This is a genomic window from Peptoniphilus lacydonensis (assembly GCF_900106515.1).
GTDB lineage: Bacteria > Bacillota > Clostridia > Tissierellales > Peptoniphilaceae > Peptoniphilus_A > Peptoniphilus_A lacydonensis.
The window spans coordinates 876,516-891,962 of the sequence record NZ_FNWF01000003.1; the positions used below are offsets into that span (position 1 = coordinate 876,516).

The following is a 15,447-nucleotide window of genomic DNA, read 5'->3' on the forward strand; positions in this document are numbered from 1 at the left end:
TATTTTTCCTCAAAAACAATTCTATATAATAAAATTATTTTAAGGAATATTAAAGAAGACATTTATATTATGAGTATATCATATTTTCAATTATTTTTTAATCAAAAGACACTATTTTATCGGATTTTTCTAACTTTTATAATAAAATTTTTTTAATTACTAAAATGTTTACATTTTTGGTCGAATTTATATATTAAATGTAATTTTTTAAAAAATAGGGTACAATATTAAGGAGGTGTTTAAATGAATAGTCATGGTGCAAATATTTTTGAAATTGCAAAAAATAATGGTATAGAAATAAAAGATATTAAAGATTTTTCTTCCAACATAAATCCCTTGGGACCAAGTGTAAAAGCTCTAAATTCTCTTAAAAATAATTTAGTTTTACTTTCAAGCTACCCCGATGTAGAGTACATAGATCTTAAAAATTCTATTTCAAATTATGCAAGTTGTGATGAAAAAAATATTGTACTTGGACTAGGCTCCACAGAAATTTTAAAGGATGCTATAAAATTTTTTAATCCAAAAATTTCTATGATACTCTCACCTTGTTACTCTGAATATGAAAATGAACTAAAAAAAATAAATTCTAAAATAATAGAATACAATCTAGAAGAAAAAAATAATTTCGAAATAAATTTAGACGAAATTATAAATTTAATAAATAAAAATAAAGTTGAACTTTTTGTCTTTGCAAATCCAAATAATCCCACTGGAACAATTTTAAGTGCGTTAGATATTGAAAAAATTTTAACAGAAACTGATGCAAAAATTTTAGTAGACGAAACTTATGTGGAATTTACAGACATGGATATTTTTTCTTCTACAAAGCTAACTAAACATTATAAAAATCTTGCGATAGTAAGAGGTACTTCAAAATTTTTTGCACTTCCTGGAATAAGACTTGGATATGGAATTTCTTCTGATAAAAACTTTTTAAATTATTTTAAAGAGAGGGAAGTTCTTTGGCAAATAAATTCTGTTGCAGAAATTTGTGGCAAGGTAATGTTTTCTGACAAAGAATATATTGATAAAATTTTTAATTTTATAGATTCTAGAAGAAATTATATTTACAATGAAATTTCTCAAATAAAAAATTTAAAACCTTTTAAAAGTTTTGGGAATTTTATTTTAATAAAAATTTTGAATGGGATAAATTCTACAAATTTGCGTGAAAAACTTTTAGAATATGGAATTGTTATAAGAGATTGTAAAACTTTTAAAAATTTAGACAATTCTTATTTTAGAATTTGCATTTTAGATGATAATTCAAATGAAAAATTATTACAATTTTTAAAAGAAATTTATTAATGGTGATAAAATGAAAAAATTAAAAAAAATATTTTCTACTTTAGTCTTAGTGCCTTCACTTTTTGTGCCAAGTTTGACTTTTGCTGCAGATAGAAATGCTCCTGTTATTACTGAAGTCAAGGTAGAGGATAATTTTAATAAAAATAGCGAAAATCAAAATACTCTAGATAAAAAAATAGAAGAAGCTCACGAATTGAGATCTAAGGAAGAATCCACTGCACCTAAAGATCTAATATTTAGTCCTTGGGCAAGTAGTGAATTAAATGATATACAATTTATGGGTTTATTTCCAATTTCAAGCTTTTCAAATGGAAAGGATTTTACAAAAGCTGTTACTAGGGAAGATGCAAATACAGCTTACAATCTTGCAAAAGAAAAAATTGAATCTCGCAACATAAAAACTGGTGGGAATTTTAATTTTAAAAATTTAAGTCGTCTTGAAACTTTAGAATCTATTTCAAAACTTTTAAATAATGATAAATTTTCAATAAAATCTTTAAAAGATTTGAAAATATTTTTGGGCGAAGATAGTAAAAATTACTTAAATGAAAAAATTCCTCTTGAAGAAATGCTTTCTCTATACAATAGAGCTGTTAAAAAAGTTTTGCAAGACAATGACAAGGTATCAAAGGGATTTTTCTACGAAATAAATAACAAAAACAACAAAGTTTATATGCTTGGATCCATTCATGTAGGCAGAAATTCCCTTTATCCTATTGACAATAATATTGTAAAGTCTTTAAAAAATTCTGATAAAATTTATATGGAGATAGATTTAACGGATCAAGAAAAAATAGCAGAAATGCAAGAAAAAATTTATTACAAAGATGGCAGAAATTTAAAGGATGATTTGGGCGAAGAACTTTACGAAAGGGTATTAGATATTTTTAAAAATTTTGGAATGACTGAAGACCAAGTGAAAAGTATAAAGCCTTGGGCAATTTACAATACTCTCTCAATTGATCCCAATAGAGAAACTGCGACATCAGATTATGGAGTTGAGTCATATTTCTTGGCACTTAGTCTTTTAAATAAAATTGAAATAGACGAACTTGAATCTGTTGAATTTCAATCAGATTTACTCTCAAATTTTGACAAAGAGTCCTATATTTCTATGATAAAAAATCTTACATATGAAATTGAAAAAAATGGATACAAGAATATAAATGCCCAGCTTGATAAAATGATTGATGTCTGGGAAAAAGGCGACAAAGATAAAATGAAAATACTTTTATCTACAAATGGGGATAAAGCTGCAGAAAAATTTAACGAAGCACTTTTATCTGACAGAGATAAAAATATGGCAAAAAAAATTGACACATTATTAAAAGAAGATGGTAAAAACACTTACTTTATATTAATAGGATCAGCTCATCTTGTTCCAGAAAATTCTGTAACAGGAATTTTAAAGAGCATGGGCTATAATGTTATAGAAAAATAAAAAAGACGAGGTACATATCAATATTAGATGTGTACTTCGTCTTTTTATTAAAATTTTTATTTTCCTATCATTTCCTTTAAAATTACTTCGTCAGTTTCCATCATTCCGTCCTTTGCAATGTGACCAATAGTTTTTATCATTTCATCAACATCTTTTTTTACAATTCCATCTCCTGCTTTAAAAGAATTTCCAGATTTTGCTTGTCTATAAGATAAAAATGCCATTTTTAAACTAGATGCAATTTTCATAGCACAAGATTCCTTTGCTCCATCGCAAATTATTCCAGAATTTGTGGCAAGTGAATTTATTAGGGTTTCCTTTATCAATTCCTTGTCTTCTCCATTTAAAAAGGCAATGCCACAAATAGAAGCAGAAGCTGCAGATACAACTCCACAGTAAGCAGAAAGTTCTCCAATTCCTTCTTTTATGTAAAGGCCAATTAAATTTGCAAAAATAAGACTTCTATAAAGAGTGTCGCTGTCAATATTATTTTCCCTTGCGTACATAATTACAGGTACAGAAACAGTTATGCCTTGATTTCCGCTGCCTGAATTTATTACAACTGGTTTTTCGCAACCAGACATTCTCGCATCAGAACCTGCTGCAGCATAGGCGACAAATTTTTCATAATTTTTGTCATTTGCATCAGTTAAAACTAATTTGCCAATATTTGCTCCCCAATTATTTTTAATTCCTTCTTCTGCAATTGCACAGTTGTATTCAATTTCTGTATCTAGTAAATCTTTTATACTTTCATAATCTCCATTTTTCGCAAAATCATAAATTTTATCAAAGGATAAATCTATTTTATTTTCTTCACACTCTTCTTCATATTTTTTTTCAAATAAAACTTCATCATTTAAACTTTCATAAATAATATTTGTATGAAAATCATTTATAATTACTTCAGATTTATTTTTATCTGATTCCATAATTATATCTATATAAAGACCTTTCTTTTCATGAAGCAAAATAATTTCAACTAGACCTTTTTCTATTAAATCATCAAGTATATCTAGCTTACTTTTATCTATGCCAGATAGAACTTCAAGTTTCTTTTTATAATCACCTAGAAAAGCTCCAGCTGCAAGTGAAATTTCTATTCCCTTTCTCCCATCAGTTCCTGGAACTTTAACACTATTTACATTTTTAATCATATTGCCCGATAACTTTGCTGTAATTTTTTTTGGATTTTCTCCCAAAATAAATCTGGCACGACTTGCACCATAAGCCAAAGCTATGGGCTCAGTACAGCCAAAAGCTGGAATCATCTTTTCTCTTAAAAAATTATTGTAATCCATAAAAATTTCCTTCCTCTTTTATTTTTTTACAACTATATTATATCAAAATTTTTTTAATTTTATTATCTTATATAGACTTAAATTACAATCTAAATTGCAACAATAAATTAACCACTTTTAAATAAAAAATTAAATTAGGTTATATAATTTTCCATATATCTAGGAAAATTTTTTCTATTAATTTCAAAATATAATAGCTCATTCTTAATTATAAGATGAATTAATACATATTTTATTGTTTTGACAATGTTTTCACATGATGTTATATTTTAGTTGGGAGGTTTTTTATATGGCAAATTTTAAGAAAAAATTTAAAAATTTCAAATCACCTGACGCATTATTACTAATATGTATTTTAATGGTAATTGTATCAATTTTAACTTATTTAATCCCAGCAGGAGAATATACTAGGCTATTAGATCCTAAAACTGGTAAAGAAATGGTTGATCCTAATTCATTCCATTTTATCGAAAATACACCAGTTGGTCCATGGAAAGTATTATCTTCTGTACATCAGGGACTTGTTGAATCTTCAGAAATCACTTCATTTTTATTTATTATTGGAGGTGCTTTTGGCGTTTTGAATTCAACAGGTGCTTTAGAAGCATTGATTTCAAGAACAGCTACTAAGTTAAAAGGTAAAGAAAAACTAGTTGTAATATTCTTTGTAACTTTATGGGCACTAGGAGGTGCTTTCTTAGGTAACTTTGAGGAATGTTTAGCATTCTTACCGATGCAAATAACTTTGTGCCTAGCTTTAGGATTTGATTCTATAACAGGTGTGGTTATAGGTATATGTGGTGTTGCTGTTGGTTATATTGGTGGAGTTATGAACCCTTTCACCTTAGGAATTTCACAACAAATTGCACAATTACCGCCCTATTCAGGAATTGGATTTAGACTAATTTTATGGCTAGTAACACTTATTGTAACAATCGCATACATATATAGATATGCTGATAAAATTCACAAAAATCCTCAACTATCTCTATCTTATGAAGAAGATAAAACAAGTAAATATAGAGAAGAAATTTCTACAAATATTGAATTTTCAATAAGACATAAATTAATATTGTTATCTTTTATATTAGCTGTTATAGGTATCGTTTATGGGGTAATTGTATATCAGTTTTACTTAGGAGAAATGGCAGCTGTATTTATATTACTAACTATAATTGTAGCTATTATTTCAGATAAACAAGCAAATGATACAGTTAATGCTTTTGCAAATGGAGCTGCTGATTTACTTTATCCTTGTTTATGTGTAGGATTGGCAAGAGGATTAACTATAGTAATGATGGACGGTCATATCCTTGATGTTATAGTTCATTCTTTGACAAGGGTTTTAGGAAATCTTCCATCAATAGTATCTGCTCCACTATCTTTTATAGTAATATCTATAATTAATCTATTTGTCCCATCTGGTTCAGGAAAAGCAGTAATCATTATGCCTATCTTAGTTCCATTGGCAGATATATTAGGAATAACAAGACAAACAGTTGCTCTTGCTTTTCACATGGGCGATGGTATAACCAACTTACTTTCACCAGCCGAAGCTACAATAATGGTTTCTCTAGGCTTAATGAAAATTTCATATGGAAAATGGATTAAATGGTTTTGGAAATTAGTTTTACTTTGGTACTTAATTGGTATAACAGCTTGTATTGTCGCTGTAAATATTGGTCTTGGACCATTCTAGGAGGTAATAATGAATAAATTTAATTCAATTGACGACTTAAAAAAAATTCAAATTTTTAATAATTTTTTAAAACTTACAGAAATTCCTAGGCCATCTTTTAAAGAAAAAAGAGTATCTGATTTTTTAAAAAATTGGGCTGAAAAACTTAATCTTATTGTTAAACAAGACAATAATTTTAATTTATTAATATTAAAAGAAGGTCAAAATGGAGGAGAAAATAAGGAACCTCTAATTTTGCAAGCTCATTTAGATATGGTTTGTCAGAAAAAAGACGGATTTTCATTTGATTTTGACAAAGATCCTATACCTGTTCAAATTAATGACGATGAACTTAACACTGGTGGAAAGACCACTCTTGGTGCTGATAATGGCATTGGAGTAGCTATAATAATGTCAATTCTAGAAGATAAAGAAATTTCACATCCTCCAATTACTGCTATATTTACTACTGTTGAAGAAGATGATTTTAGCGGTGTTAATAATTTATCAAAAGATTGGATAATAGGAAATAGAGCTATCAATATTGATAACAGTAAAGATAATGAAATTATATCAGGAAGTAATGGTGGAGCTGGTGTAACCTTGTCTATTAAAGTTAATAGACAAAATAGAAAATTTGCAAATACTTTTAAAATAAAAGTTGGTGGATTTTTAGGAGGACATTCTGGAGAAGATATATCAAAAGGTAGAGGAAATGCTATTATAGTTTTATCTAGATTGTTAGAAAAATTAAAAAATAATATAGAAGTTTTAGATATTAATGGTGGTACCTTTAGACTTGCTATTCCTAGAGAATCTTTTGCAATTATAAGCACAAATTTAGATAAAAATGAATTAAATAATATTCTCAGTGAATTTGAAAAAGAAATTCATTATGAATATAATTCTTTTTCTGATACTATTTATATTAGTTCTGAAGATTCAAATTCAGACCAAAAAGCAATAAAATCAGAAGATTTTTATAAGATAATCAATATTATAAAATTATATCCTAATGGAATTTTTGAAGTAGATCCTAAAAATCATGTAGTTATCTCATCAAATAATTTAGGTGAGATTAAAATCGAAGATAACTGTGTTAAATTTATAAATGAGATAAGAGCTATGGAAAAATCCCAGGTTGAATATACTTATAATAAAATTTCTACAATAGCCGATATATATAATGGAAGTCTAGAAATATATGCAAAATACCCAGGTTGGAGATTTAACCCAGATAGCAAATTGAGAAAAGATTATAAAGAATTATTTGAAAAAGAACTCAATAAAAAAATAGAAATAAAAGTTTCACCTGCTGGTCTAGAATCAGGTTATCTTTTAGAAAAGAAACCTAATCTAGATATAATTAGTGTTGGTCCTAATCACACAGGACTCCACAGTCCTTCTGAATCAGCCAACATTCCATCTATAATAAATTTTTACGAAGCTTTTAAAGTATTTCTTTCACAAATAAATTAAATATAATTTACAAAAAATAAAGGTCTTAGAAACATTTCTAAGGCCTATACTTTTATTAAACTTTTATATTATTTATTTTGTCCAATTCATAGAATACTTTACAGCTTCGTGCCATCTTTTCATTTTTTCTTTTCTTTCTTTTTCATCCATATCTGGCTCAAAATATTTTTCTATTTCATTATTTTCTCTTATTTCGTCAATATTTTCCCAAAATCCAACTGCAAGTCCAGCCATATAACAAGCACCAAGAGCTGTTAACTCAATTACTTTTGGTCTTGTGACTTCAACATTTACTATACTAGATAAAAAACTCATAAGAAAATTATTTTTGCTCACTCCACCATCAACTTTTAGAGATTTTATTTTTGTATTTGCATCTTCTTGCATTGCATTTATAACGTCACAACTTAAATAAGCAATAGACTCAAGTGCTGCACGCACAACGTGATATTTGTTTACAGATCCACTTAATCCAACTATACTTCCCCTTGCGTATTGATCCCAATAAGGTGCTCCAAGTCCTGTAAATGCCGGTATAAAATAACAATCATTTGTATCTTCTACTTTTCCTGCCATATATTCAGAATCATCTGCCTGATCAATTATTCTAAGATTATCACGCAAAAAATCTATGCAAGATCCTGCTTCAAAAATTGAACCTTCTAGTGCATACTTAATTTCTCCATCTATTGCCCATGCAATTGTAGAAACAAGTCCATTTTGAGAACGAATAAGCTCATCGCCTGTGTTCATTAAAACAAAGGCTCCTGTTCCAAAGGTAGATTTTGCCATTCCTTTTTCAAAGGAAGCTGTTCCAAAAAGTGATGACTGTTGATCACCTATTGCCGATGCAATAGGAATTTCACAACCTAAATATTTTGATTTTGATTTACCATAAACTTCGCTAGAATCTTTTATCTCTGGCAGCATTGACCTTGGTATATCAAAAAGTTCTAATAATTCATTATCCCACTTTTTTTCTTTTATATTAAATAGAAGTGTTCTCGATGCATTTGTATAATCTGTTATATGTACTTCTCCATCTGTCAATTTATAAATCAAATAGGTTTCCACTGTTCCAAAGAGAAGTTCATCTCGATTAGCCATCTCTCTTGCACCTTCGACATTATCAAGTATCCATTTTATTTTTGTCGCAGAAAAATAAGGGTCAATTACAAGACCAGTCTTTTCTCTTATTTTTTCTTCCAAACCTTTTTCTTTTAATTCTTCACAATATTTTGAAGTTCTCTTACATTGCCAAACTATGGCATTATAAATAGGCTCCATTGTTTTTTTATTCCACACAATTGTAGTTTCTCTTTGATTTGTAATTCCAATTGCACAAATATCTTTTGGATCTATTTCCTTTTTTGACATTGCTTCAACTGCAGTACCTATTTGTTTTGACCAAATATCTTCTGGTTCTTCTTCCACATATCCAGGTTTTGGAAAATGTTTAATTAAATCTTTTTGTGCAACAGATATGGGATTTCCCTTTTTATCAAAAATTATTGTCCTAGCAGATGTAGTTCCTGCATCAAATGCCATTATATATTTCAAATTATCACCTTATTTATTTTTAAATTTTAATTTCTTTTCATTAGTGTTATATTAGTGTTATAATTGTTTTAAATTATTTGCTGATATGGCTCAGTTGGTAGAGCAATTGATTCGTAATCAATAGGTCGGCGGTTCGATCCCGCCTATCAGCTCCAAAAAAAGTGTTGGTTTTTTTTCCAACACTTTTTTATTTATTTTTATTATTTTATTAATTTTTATCAATTTTTTCAATTGAAACTGTTTCTATGACTCCACCAGATGACATACTCATTATTTGATAAATACACTTTCCATCATCGACTATAACTCCGATTTCAGGTTCCTCTGCATTTTTTACAAGAAGAGCATATACATATCCTCCAATTGTTTTGGAATCTTTTGGATCAATTTCAAATCCATATTTTGAATTTAATCTCTTAATAGTTGTAGTTGCAGAAAATTCATTGTATTTATTTTTTTCATTTTCAATTCTTGCTCCAGTAAGTAAATATTTTCTAACTGCAAATAAAATCGCAATTGCGGTAGTAGCAAATAAAAGATCGAGCATAGTGTCAGAATAAACTAGCATTTTCCTTGAGATAACAAGTAAAATCAAGTGAAGAATATTAGTATCAGTATGTGCTATCATCAAAACCACAAATTCTATTGCTATCACAAGTAAAAGCACATGAGAAAGAAAATTTTGAAATATTTCATAAGATAGTGTTGCATCACTTGTAAGTATTTTAAAGTAATATTTTAAAATATCTGGAATTGAAATTATAACTCCTGCTATTAATAAAATTGAAACTATAATTTCAAAAATATTTACTAGTTTTAAAAGAATAACTAAGTACCTATTTCTATTCATTATACCTCCATAGTTTTAGTAAGTTCTTTTTTCATCTTTTCTAAAACTTTTTTCTCCATTCTTGAAACTGTCATCTGAGAAATATTTAATTCCTCTGCAATGACAACTTGAGTCTTTTTGTTGAAATATCTATCAATTAGAATTGTTTTTTCAACTTCATCTAAATTTTCCATAGCTCTTTTGAAAAAATCATTTGATTCTATTTTATCAAAATATTTTTCATCTGCTCCTACTAAATCAGATAGACTTACTTCATTTTCATCTCCTGCCTCATAAGTAACATCAAGTGATTGTGGAGTGTAAACTTTTGATGCTTCCATGGATTCCATTATCTCTTCAGGAGTTGAATTTAAAAATTCTGCAATTTCATCTATGGTAGGAGTCTTTTGATATTTTTGAGAGAGAGTTACAGTTGCATTTGCAATTTTTTTAGATAATTCTTGAATTCTTCTTGGAACTCTAATTGTCCAACCATTATCCCTAAAATATTTTTTTATTTCTCCAATAATAGTTGGAGTGGCAAAGGAAGAAAATTCGAATCCTTTATCCGGATCATATCTCTCTATAGCATAAATAAGTCCAATAGATGCAACTTGGTATATATCATCATAATCTATTCCTCTACCTGTATACTTTTTAGATAGTATTTCTGCAATATAAAGATGCTCTTCAATTAAAATATCTCTTATATCTTGATCTCCAGTTTTGTGATATTCTTTAAAAAGTTCTTTTCTTTCTTCTTTAGTGAGTCTTCTATCTAAGTTATTATATTCTTTTAAGTTCATAACAGATCCTTACAATTTTTTTGATAAAATAAATTTATTCCCTTCAAAATAACTTTCGTCTACTAGACAATCAATAATAGTTTTTGCAAGAGATAATTTTTCAGATGATTCTAATTTTTCCTCTTCAATTTTACTTACATAAATCTTTATATTTTTTTCGTTTTCTATTTCAAAAATCAAGTCTATATAATCAAGTTCAGTTAAATTATGTGCAATATTCAAACTCTCTGTAACTGCCATTTTTAAATCTTCTATTTCTTCTATATTTCTATTTAAAATATTTAGAATTCCTGAAAGCATTAATCTTACAGTAGAAAAATATTTAGGATCATTTGGTATTTGATATTTTAATACATCCATATTATCCCCTTATTTCAAACATATCATCAAGCTTTGTAATTTTAAAAAGCTTCATTATTGAATTATTTAAATTTTCAATTACTATTTTGTTTCCATCTTTTTCAACTTCTTTTAATATAAAAATAAGTGAACCAAGACCTGTTGAATCTAAATATTCTAGTTCTTTACAGTCAAATAAAATGTCTTTCTTTTCTTTTTGATATATTTTAATTGACTTTTCTTTGAACTTTTTTGTATTGTAGACATCAAGTTCTCCTATTGGGTACAAAATTAAAAATTCATCAGTTATTTTTGATTCTAATCTAAATTCCATAAATCCTCCTAATCTCCAATATAATTGGCAACAGCTACAACTTTTGCATCTGTTAAATTCATAAGTTTAACTCCAGAAGTATTTCTTCCTTGAATTGAAATATCTCCTGTAAGAATTCTAATGATAATTCCAGAATCTGCAATTATCATTACATCATCTTCTTTTTCGACTACTGCAGCCGCAGCTACATCTCCAGTCTTTTTCGTTATTTTATAAGTTAAAAGACCTTTTCCACCTCTGTTTTGAGGTCTATATTTAGAAATTTCTGTGAGTTTTCCATATCCATTTTCAGAAATAACAAGAACATATTTATTTTCACAAATAAGATCAGAAGAAACTACAATATCATCGTCTGAAAGATCTATTGATTTAACTCCAATAGAATTTCTTCCTGATTTTCTAACTTGTTCTTCATTAAATCTAATTGAAAGTCCCTTCTTAGTTACAAGTATTACATCTTCGTCATTTTTAGTCAAATGGACATCTATAAGTTTATCATCTTCATTTAATTTAATGGCTATTATACCTGATTTTCTTATATTTTTGTAATCTTTAAAAGGAGTTCTCTTTATAAGTCCTTTTTCAGTTATCATTAAAAAGTTCATGTCTGGGTCATAACCTTCAACTGGTATGATTGATGTTATATTTTCACCTTCTTCAAGATCAAGCAAATTAATTATAGCTGTTCCTCTAGATGTCCTAGAATCTTGTGGAATTTCATATGCTTTTAATTTAAATACATTTCCAAGAGATGTGAAAAATAAAATTGTGTCATGTGTAGATGTTACAAATAATTCTTTTACAAAATCCTCATCTCTCATATTTCCAGAAGAAACTCCTCTCCCACCTCTTTTTTGTGGCTTATAAGTTCCTTCACTCATTCTCTTTATATATCCAAATTGTGTGAGTGTAATAACTACATCTTCTTTTTTTATAATATCTTCAATTTCAATATCAGTATTGCCGTTAGAAATAACTGTCCTTCTCAAATCTCCATATTTTGATTTTATTTCTAAAAGTTCATCTTTTATAAGATTCATAAGAACATCATTATTTTCTAAAATTTCTTTATACCATTTTATGTCTGCTTTTAATTTTTCATATTCAGCTTCAAGTTTTTCTCTTTCAAGTCCAGTAAGTCTTCTAATTCTCATATCTAAAATAGCTTGAGATTGTGCTTCAGTTAATTTAAATTCTTTGTAGAATTTTTCTTTTGCTTCATTATCATCTTTAGAAGATCTTACAATTTTTATAATTCTATCAATATTATCTAGAGCAATAAAAAGCCCTTCAACAATATGTGCTCTCTTTTCAGCTTTATCTAAATCAAATTTAGTTCTTCTAGTTACTACTTCAACTTGATGGTCAACATAATATCTTATAATTTCTTTTAAATTTAAAATTTCTGGTTTTCCATTTACAAGAGCAAGGTTTATAATTCCAAAAGTTGTTTGCATTTGTGTATTTTTATAAAGTTTATTTAAAACAACTTCTGCATTTGCATCTCTTTTTAATTCTATTATTATATTTATGCCCTTTCTATTTGAGGCGTCTGTTATATTAGAAATTCCTTCTATAACTTTATTTTTTGCAAGATCTGCAATTTTCATTATTAGTGAAGATTTATTGACTTGATAAGGGAGTTCTGTAATTACAATTTTTTCTCTATTATTTTTGAAACTTTTTATTTCTGTAACTGCTCTTACAGTTATCTTTCCTCTTCCAGTTTCATAAGCTGATTTTATACCTTCAGTTCCCATAATTTTAGCTCCAGTAGGAAAATCAGGTCCCTTTATAATTTCATTTAATTCACTTATAGATATTTCATCATTGTCAATATATGCAATTATACCGTCAATAGCTTCATTCATATTGTGTGGAGGCATATTAGTTGCCATGCCAACAGCTATACCACTAGATCCATTTACTAAAAGATTTGGAAATCTTGCTGGAAGTATTGTAGGTTCCTTTTCATTTTCATCAAAATTAGGTACAAAATCGACAGTATTTTTGTTAATGTCTTTTAACATTTCTTCTGCTAACTTTGTCATCCTAACTTCTGTATAACGCATTGCCGCAGCGCCATCTCCATCAATATTTCCAAAGTTTCCTTGTCCATCTACAAGTGGATATCTAGTATTAAAATCTTGTGCAAGTCTTACTGTTGCTTCATAAATTGATGAATCACCATGAGGGTGATATTTACCCATTACATCCCCAACAAGTCTTGCTGATTTTCTGTAAGGTCCATTAGATGCAAGATTAAGTTCTTGCATTCCATATAAAATTCTTCTGTGTACTGGTTTTAGTCCATCTCGCACATCAGGAAGTGCTCTTGCGACAATTACAGACATAGAATAATCGAGATAAGAAGACCTCATCTTTTTATTAATATCTACATCAAGTATTCCTGATTCTATAAAATTATTTTCAGTCATCTTTTACTCCTATGCATCTATATAATCTGCATAAACTGCATTTTCTGTTATAAATTCTCTTCTTGGTTCAACTTCTGTTCCCATCAATACTGTAAAAGTATCATCAGCTTCTGTTATATCATCTATATTTACTTTAAGTAGAAGTCTATTATCTGGATTCATTGTTGTTTCCCAAAGTTGTTCAGGATCCATTTCACCAAGACCTTTGTATCTTTTAATATTTATCTTTGTGTCTTTATACTCTTTAACTGCGAGTCTAAGTTCTTTTTCATTGTGACAATATCTAAGAATTTTTGTACCTTTTTCAATTCCAAAAAGTGGAGCTTGTGCCACATATACATGACCTTCTTCTATCAAAGGTTTCATATATCTAAAGAAAAATGTCAATAGAAGAGTCATAATGTGAGCACCATCGACATCGGCATCGGTCATAATAATAATTTTGTCATATCTAAGTTTTTTTATATCAAATTCTTCTCCTATTCCAGTTCCAAAAGCTGTTATCATAGCTCTTATTTCAGAAGAATTTAGCATTTTATCTAGCCTTGCCTTTTCAACATTCATAATTTTTCCCCTTAGAGGCAGGATTGCTTGATATGCTGAATCCCTTCCATCTTTTGCAGAACCTCCGGCAGAATTACCTTCGACTAAAAATATTTCATTTCTAGAAGGGTCATCATTTTGACAATCTGAAAGTTTTCCAGGAAGAGTCATTGACTCAATATTATTTTTCTTTCTAGTTAAATCTCTCGCACGTCTTGCTGCTTCTCTTGCACGCCTTGCGGAAAGTGCTTTATCTAAAATTTGTTTTCCAACTTTAGGATTTTCTTCTAAAAAAGCTGAAAGCTCTTCTGATAGAACTGAATCAATAATACCTCTAGTTTCAGAATTCCCAAGTTTTGCCTTAGTTTGTCCTTCAAATTGTGGATCTGGGAGCTTTACACTTATAACAGCAGAAATACCTTCTCTTACATCTTCTCCAGATAAATTTTCTTCTTTTTCTTTTATAATATTATTTTTTCTCCCATAATCGTTTAAAGTCCTAGTAAGAGCTGATCTAAATCCTGATAGATGACTTCCACCTTCTTCTGTATTTATATTATTTGCAAAAGCAAGCACGACTTCTGAATAAGAATCTGTATATTGGATTGCTATTTCCACAGCTGTTTCTTCTCTTATTTCATCTATATAAATAATTTCATCGTGAATTGGTTTCTTTTTTTCATTTATAAATTCAACAAAAGATTTTATTCCACCTTCATAGTGATAAATTTCTTTTATATTTTTTCTTTCATCTATAAATTCAATTTTTATTCCTTTATTTAAAAAAGCCATTTCTCTAAATCTTTTTGAAAGTACGTCAAAGGAAAATTCTACAGTTTCAAATATAGTATCATCAGGTTCAAAATAAATTGTAGTACCTGTATCTTCCTTTTTAGTTTTCCCAATTACATTTAGTTCACTTTTTCTTTTTCCTCTTGCAAATTCTTGTCTATAAATTTTTCCATCTCTTTTTATAGTTGCAACTAATTTGTTGGAAAGTGCATTTACTACAGATACACCTACACCATGAAGTCCACCTGAAACTTTATAAGCTGAATTGTCAAATTTACCTCCAGCGTGAAGGATTGTAAGTACAGTTTCTACTGTTGATTTTCCTGTCTGCGGATGTGTTGCAACTGGAATTCCCGATCCATTATCTGAAATTTCAACGCTTCCATCTTTATTTATTTTTACAATAATATGATCACATATTCCTGCAAGAGCCTCATCAATTGAGTTGTCTACAACTTCATAAACTAAATGATGAAGACCTCTTGCTCCTGTTGAACCTATATACATACCTGGTCTTTTTCTAACAGGATCTAGTCCTTCTAGGACTTGTATATCAGATGCGTCATAATGTCTTTTATCCTTGGCCATTTTTTCTC

General features: G+C 28.5%; 12 protein-coding genes and 1 tRNA gene. 5 read left to right on the forward strand and 8 right to left on the reverse strand.

Annotated features, from left to right (window positions below):
* Nucleotides 1-243: 243 nt before the first annotated feature.
* Nucleotides 244-1,311, forward strand: coding sequence for a pyridoxal phosphate-dependent aminotransferase (locus BQ5450_RS05940; RefSeq protein WP_071126281.1), 1,068 nt, complete (start codon nucleotides 244-246; stop codon nucleotides 1,309-1,311).
* A 10-nt stretch (nucleotides 1,312-1,321) separates the two neighbouring features.
* Entirely contained in the window at nucleotides 1,322-2,752 is a 1,431-nt protein-coding gene (locus BQ5450_RS05945; protein ID WP_071126282.1) for a TraB/GumN family protein, read from the forward strand.
* A 56-nt stretch (nucleotides 2,753-2,808) separates the two neighbouring features.
* Here BQ5450_RS05945 and BQ5450_RS05950 read toward each other — a convergent pair whose 3' ends face one another.
* Nucleotides 2,809-4,053, reverse strand: coding sequence for an L-cysteine desulfidase family protein (locus BQ5450_RS05950; protein WP_071126283.1), 1,245 nt, complete (start codon nucleotides 4,051-4,053; stop codon nucleotides 2,809-2,811).
* Nucleotides 4,054-4,342: 289 nt separating this feature from the next.
* On the opposite strand from BQ5450_RS05950, the gene BQ5450_RS05955 reads away from it, so the two are divergent.
* Nucleotides 4,343-5,752, forward strand: coding sequence for a YfcC family protein (locus BQ5450_RS05955; RefSeq protein ID WP_071126284.1), 1,410 nt, complete (start codon nucleotides 4,343-4,345; stop codon nucleotides 5,750-5,752).
* Nucleotides 5,753-5,761: 9 nt separating this feature from the next.
* Entirely contained in the window at nucleotides 5,762-7,210 is a 1,449-nt protein-coding gene (gene pepD / locus BQ5450_RS05960; protein ID WP_071126285.1) for a beta-Ala-His dipeptidase, read from the forward strand.
* A 72-nt stretch (nucleotides 7,211-7,282) separates the two neighbouring features.
* On the opposite strand, the gene glpK is transcribed toward pepD, so the two are convergent.
* Nucleotides 7,283-8,770, reverse strand: coding sequence for a glycerol kinase GlpK (gene glpK, locus BQ5450_RS05965; protein WP_071126286.1), 1,488 nt, complete (start codon nucleotides 8,768-8,770; stop codon nucleotides 7,283-7,285).
* 79 nt (nucleotides 8,771-8,849) lie between these two features.
* Here glpK and BQ5450_RS05970 point away from each other — a divergent pair.
* Nucleotides 8,850-8,925 (forward strand) — tRNA-Thr (locus BQ5450_RS05970).
* Nucleotides 8,926-8,978: 53 nt separating this feature from the next.
* On the opposite strand, the gene BQ5450_RS05975 is transcribed toward BQ5450_RS05970, so the two are convergent.
* Genes BQ5450_RS05975 through gyrB form a run of 6 tightly spaced genes read right to left on the reverse strand, consistent with a single transcriptional unit; the run spans nucleotide 8,979 to nucleotide 15,439 of the window.
* Entirely contained in the window at nucleotides 8,979-9,620 is a 642-nt protein-coding gene (locus BQ5450_RS05975; RefSeq protein WP_010245352.1) for an HlyC/CorC family transporter associated domain-containing protein, read from the reverse strand.
* On the reverse strand, nucleotides 9,620-10,405 hold the full coding sequence (locus BQ5450_RS05980; protein ID WP_010245351.1) for a SigB/SigF/SigG family RNA polymerase sigma factor: 786 nt from the start codon (nucleotides 10,403-10,405) through the stop codon (nucleotides 9,620-9,622). The genes BQ5450_RS05975 and BQ5450_RS05980 overlap by 1 nt, the downstream gene beginning before the upstream one ends.
* Nucleotides 10,406-10,414: 9 nt before the next feature.
* A complete protein-coding gene (locus BQ5450_RS05985) occupies nucleotides 10,415-10,765 on the reverse strand; it encodes an ATP-binding protein (RefSeq protein ID WP_010245350.1) in 351 nt (116 codons plus the stop codon).
* 1 nt (nucleotide 10,766) lies between these two features.
* Nucleotides 10,767-11,078: an STAS domain-containing protein gene (locus BQ5450_RS05990; RefSeq protein ID WP_010245339.1), complete on the reverse strand. Its 312-nt coding sequence runs from the start codon at nucleotides 11,076-11,078 to the stop codon at nucleotides 10,767-10,769.
* An 8-nt stretch (nucleotides 11,079-11,086) separates the two neighbouring features.
* Complete coding sequence (gene gyrA / locus BQ5450_RS05995; protein ID WP_010245338.1) at nucleotides 11,087-13,516, reverse strand: DNA gyrase subunit A; 2,430 nt, start codon at nucleotides 13,514-13,516, stop codon at nucleotides 11,087-11,089.
* 9 nt (nucleotides 13,517-13,525) lie between these two features.
* Nucleotides 13,526-15,439, reverse strand: a complete 1,914-nt coding sequence (gyrB, locus tag BQ5450_RS06000; protein WP_010245337.1) for a DNA topoisomerase (ATP-hydrolyzing) subunit B — start codon at nucleotides 15,437-15,439, stop codon at nucleotides 13,526-13,528.
* Nucleotides 15,440-15,447: the final 8 nt, after the last annotated feature.

Excerpts from the sequence above, each read along its gene's own strand:
- BQ5450_RS05955 (WP_071126284.1), top strand. The coding sequence starts at position 4,343 with ATGGCAAATTTTAAGAAAAAATTTAAAAATTTCAAATCACCTGACGCA.
- BQ5450_RS05940 (WP_071126281.1), top strand. The coding sequence starts at position 244 with ATGAATAGTCATGGTGCAAATATTTTTGAAATTGCAAAAAATAATGGT.
- BQ5450_RS05980 (WP_010245351.1), bottom strand. The coding sequence starts at position 10,405 with ATGAACTTAAAAGAATATAATAACTTAGATAGAAGACTCACTAAAGAA.
- BQ5450_RS05950 (WP_071126283.1), bottom strand. The coding sequence starts at position 4,053 with ATGGATTACAATAATTTTTTAAGAGAAAAGATGATTCCAGCTTTTGGC.
- pepD (WP_071126285.1), top strand. The coding sequence starts at position 5,762 with ATGAATAAATTTAATTCAATTGACGACTTAAAAAAAATTCAAATTTTT.
- BQ5450_RS05945 (WP_071126282.1), top strand. The coding sequence starts at position 1,322 with ATGAAAAAATTAAAAAAAATATTTTCTACTTTAGTCTTAGTGCCTTCA.
- gyrA (WP_010245338.1), bottom strand. The coding sequence starts at position 13,516 with ATGACTGAAAATAATTTTATAGAATCAGGAATACTTGATGTAGATATT.
- gyrB (WP_010245337.1), bottom strand. The coding sequence starts at position 15,439 with ATGGCCAAGGATAAAAGACATTATGACGCATCTGATATACAAGTCCTA.
- BQ5450_RS05985 (WP_010245350.1), bottom strand. The coding sequence starts at position 10,765 with ATGGATGTATTAAAATATCAAATACCAAATGATCCTAAATATTTTTCT.
- BQ5450_RS05990 (WP_010245339.1), bottom strand. The coding sequence starts at position 11,078 with ATGGAATTTAGATTAGAATCAAAAATAACTGATGAATTTTTAATTTTG.
- BQ5450_RS05975 (WP_010245352.1), bottom strand. The coding sequence starts at position 9,620 with ATGAATAGAAATAGGTACTTAGTTATTCTTTTAAAACTAGTAAATATT.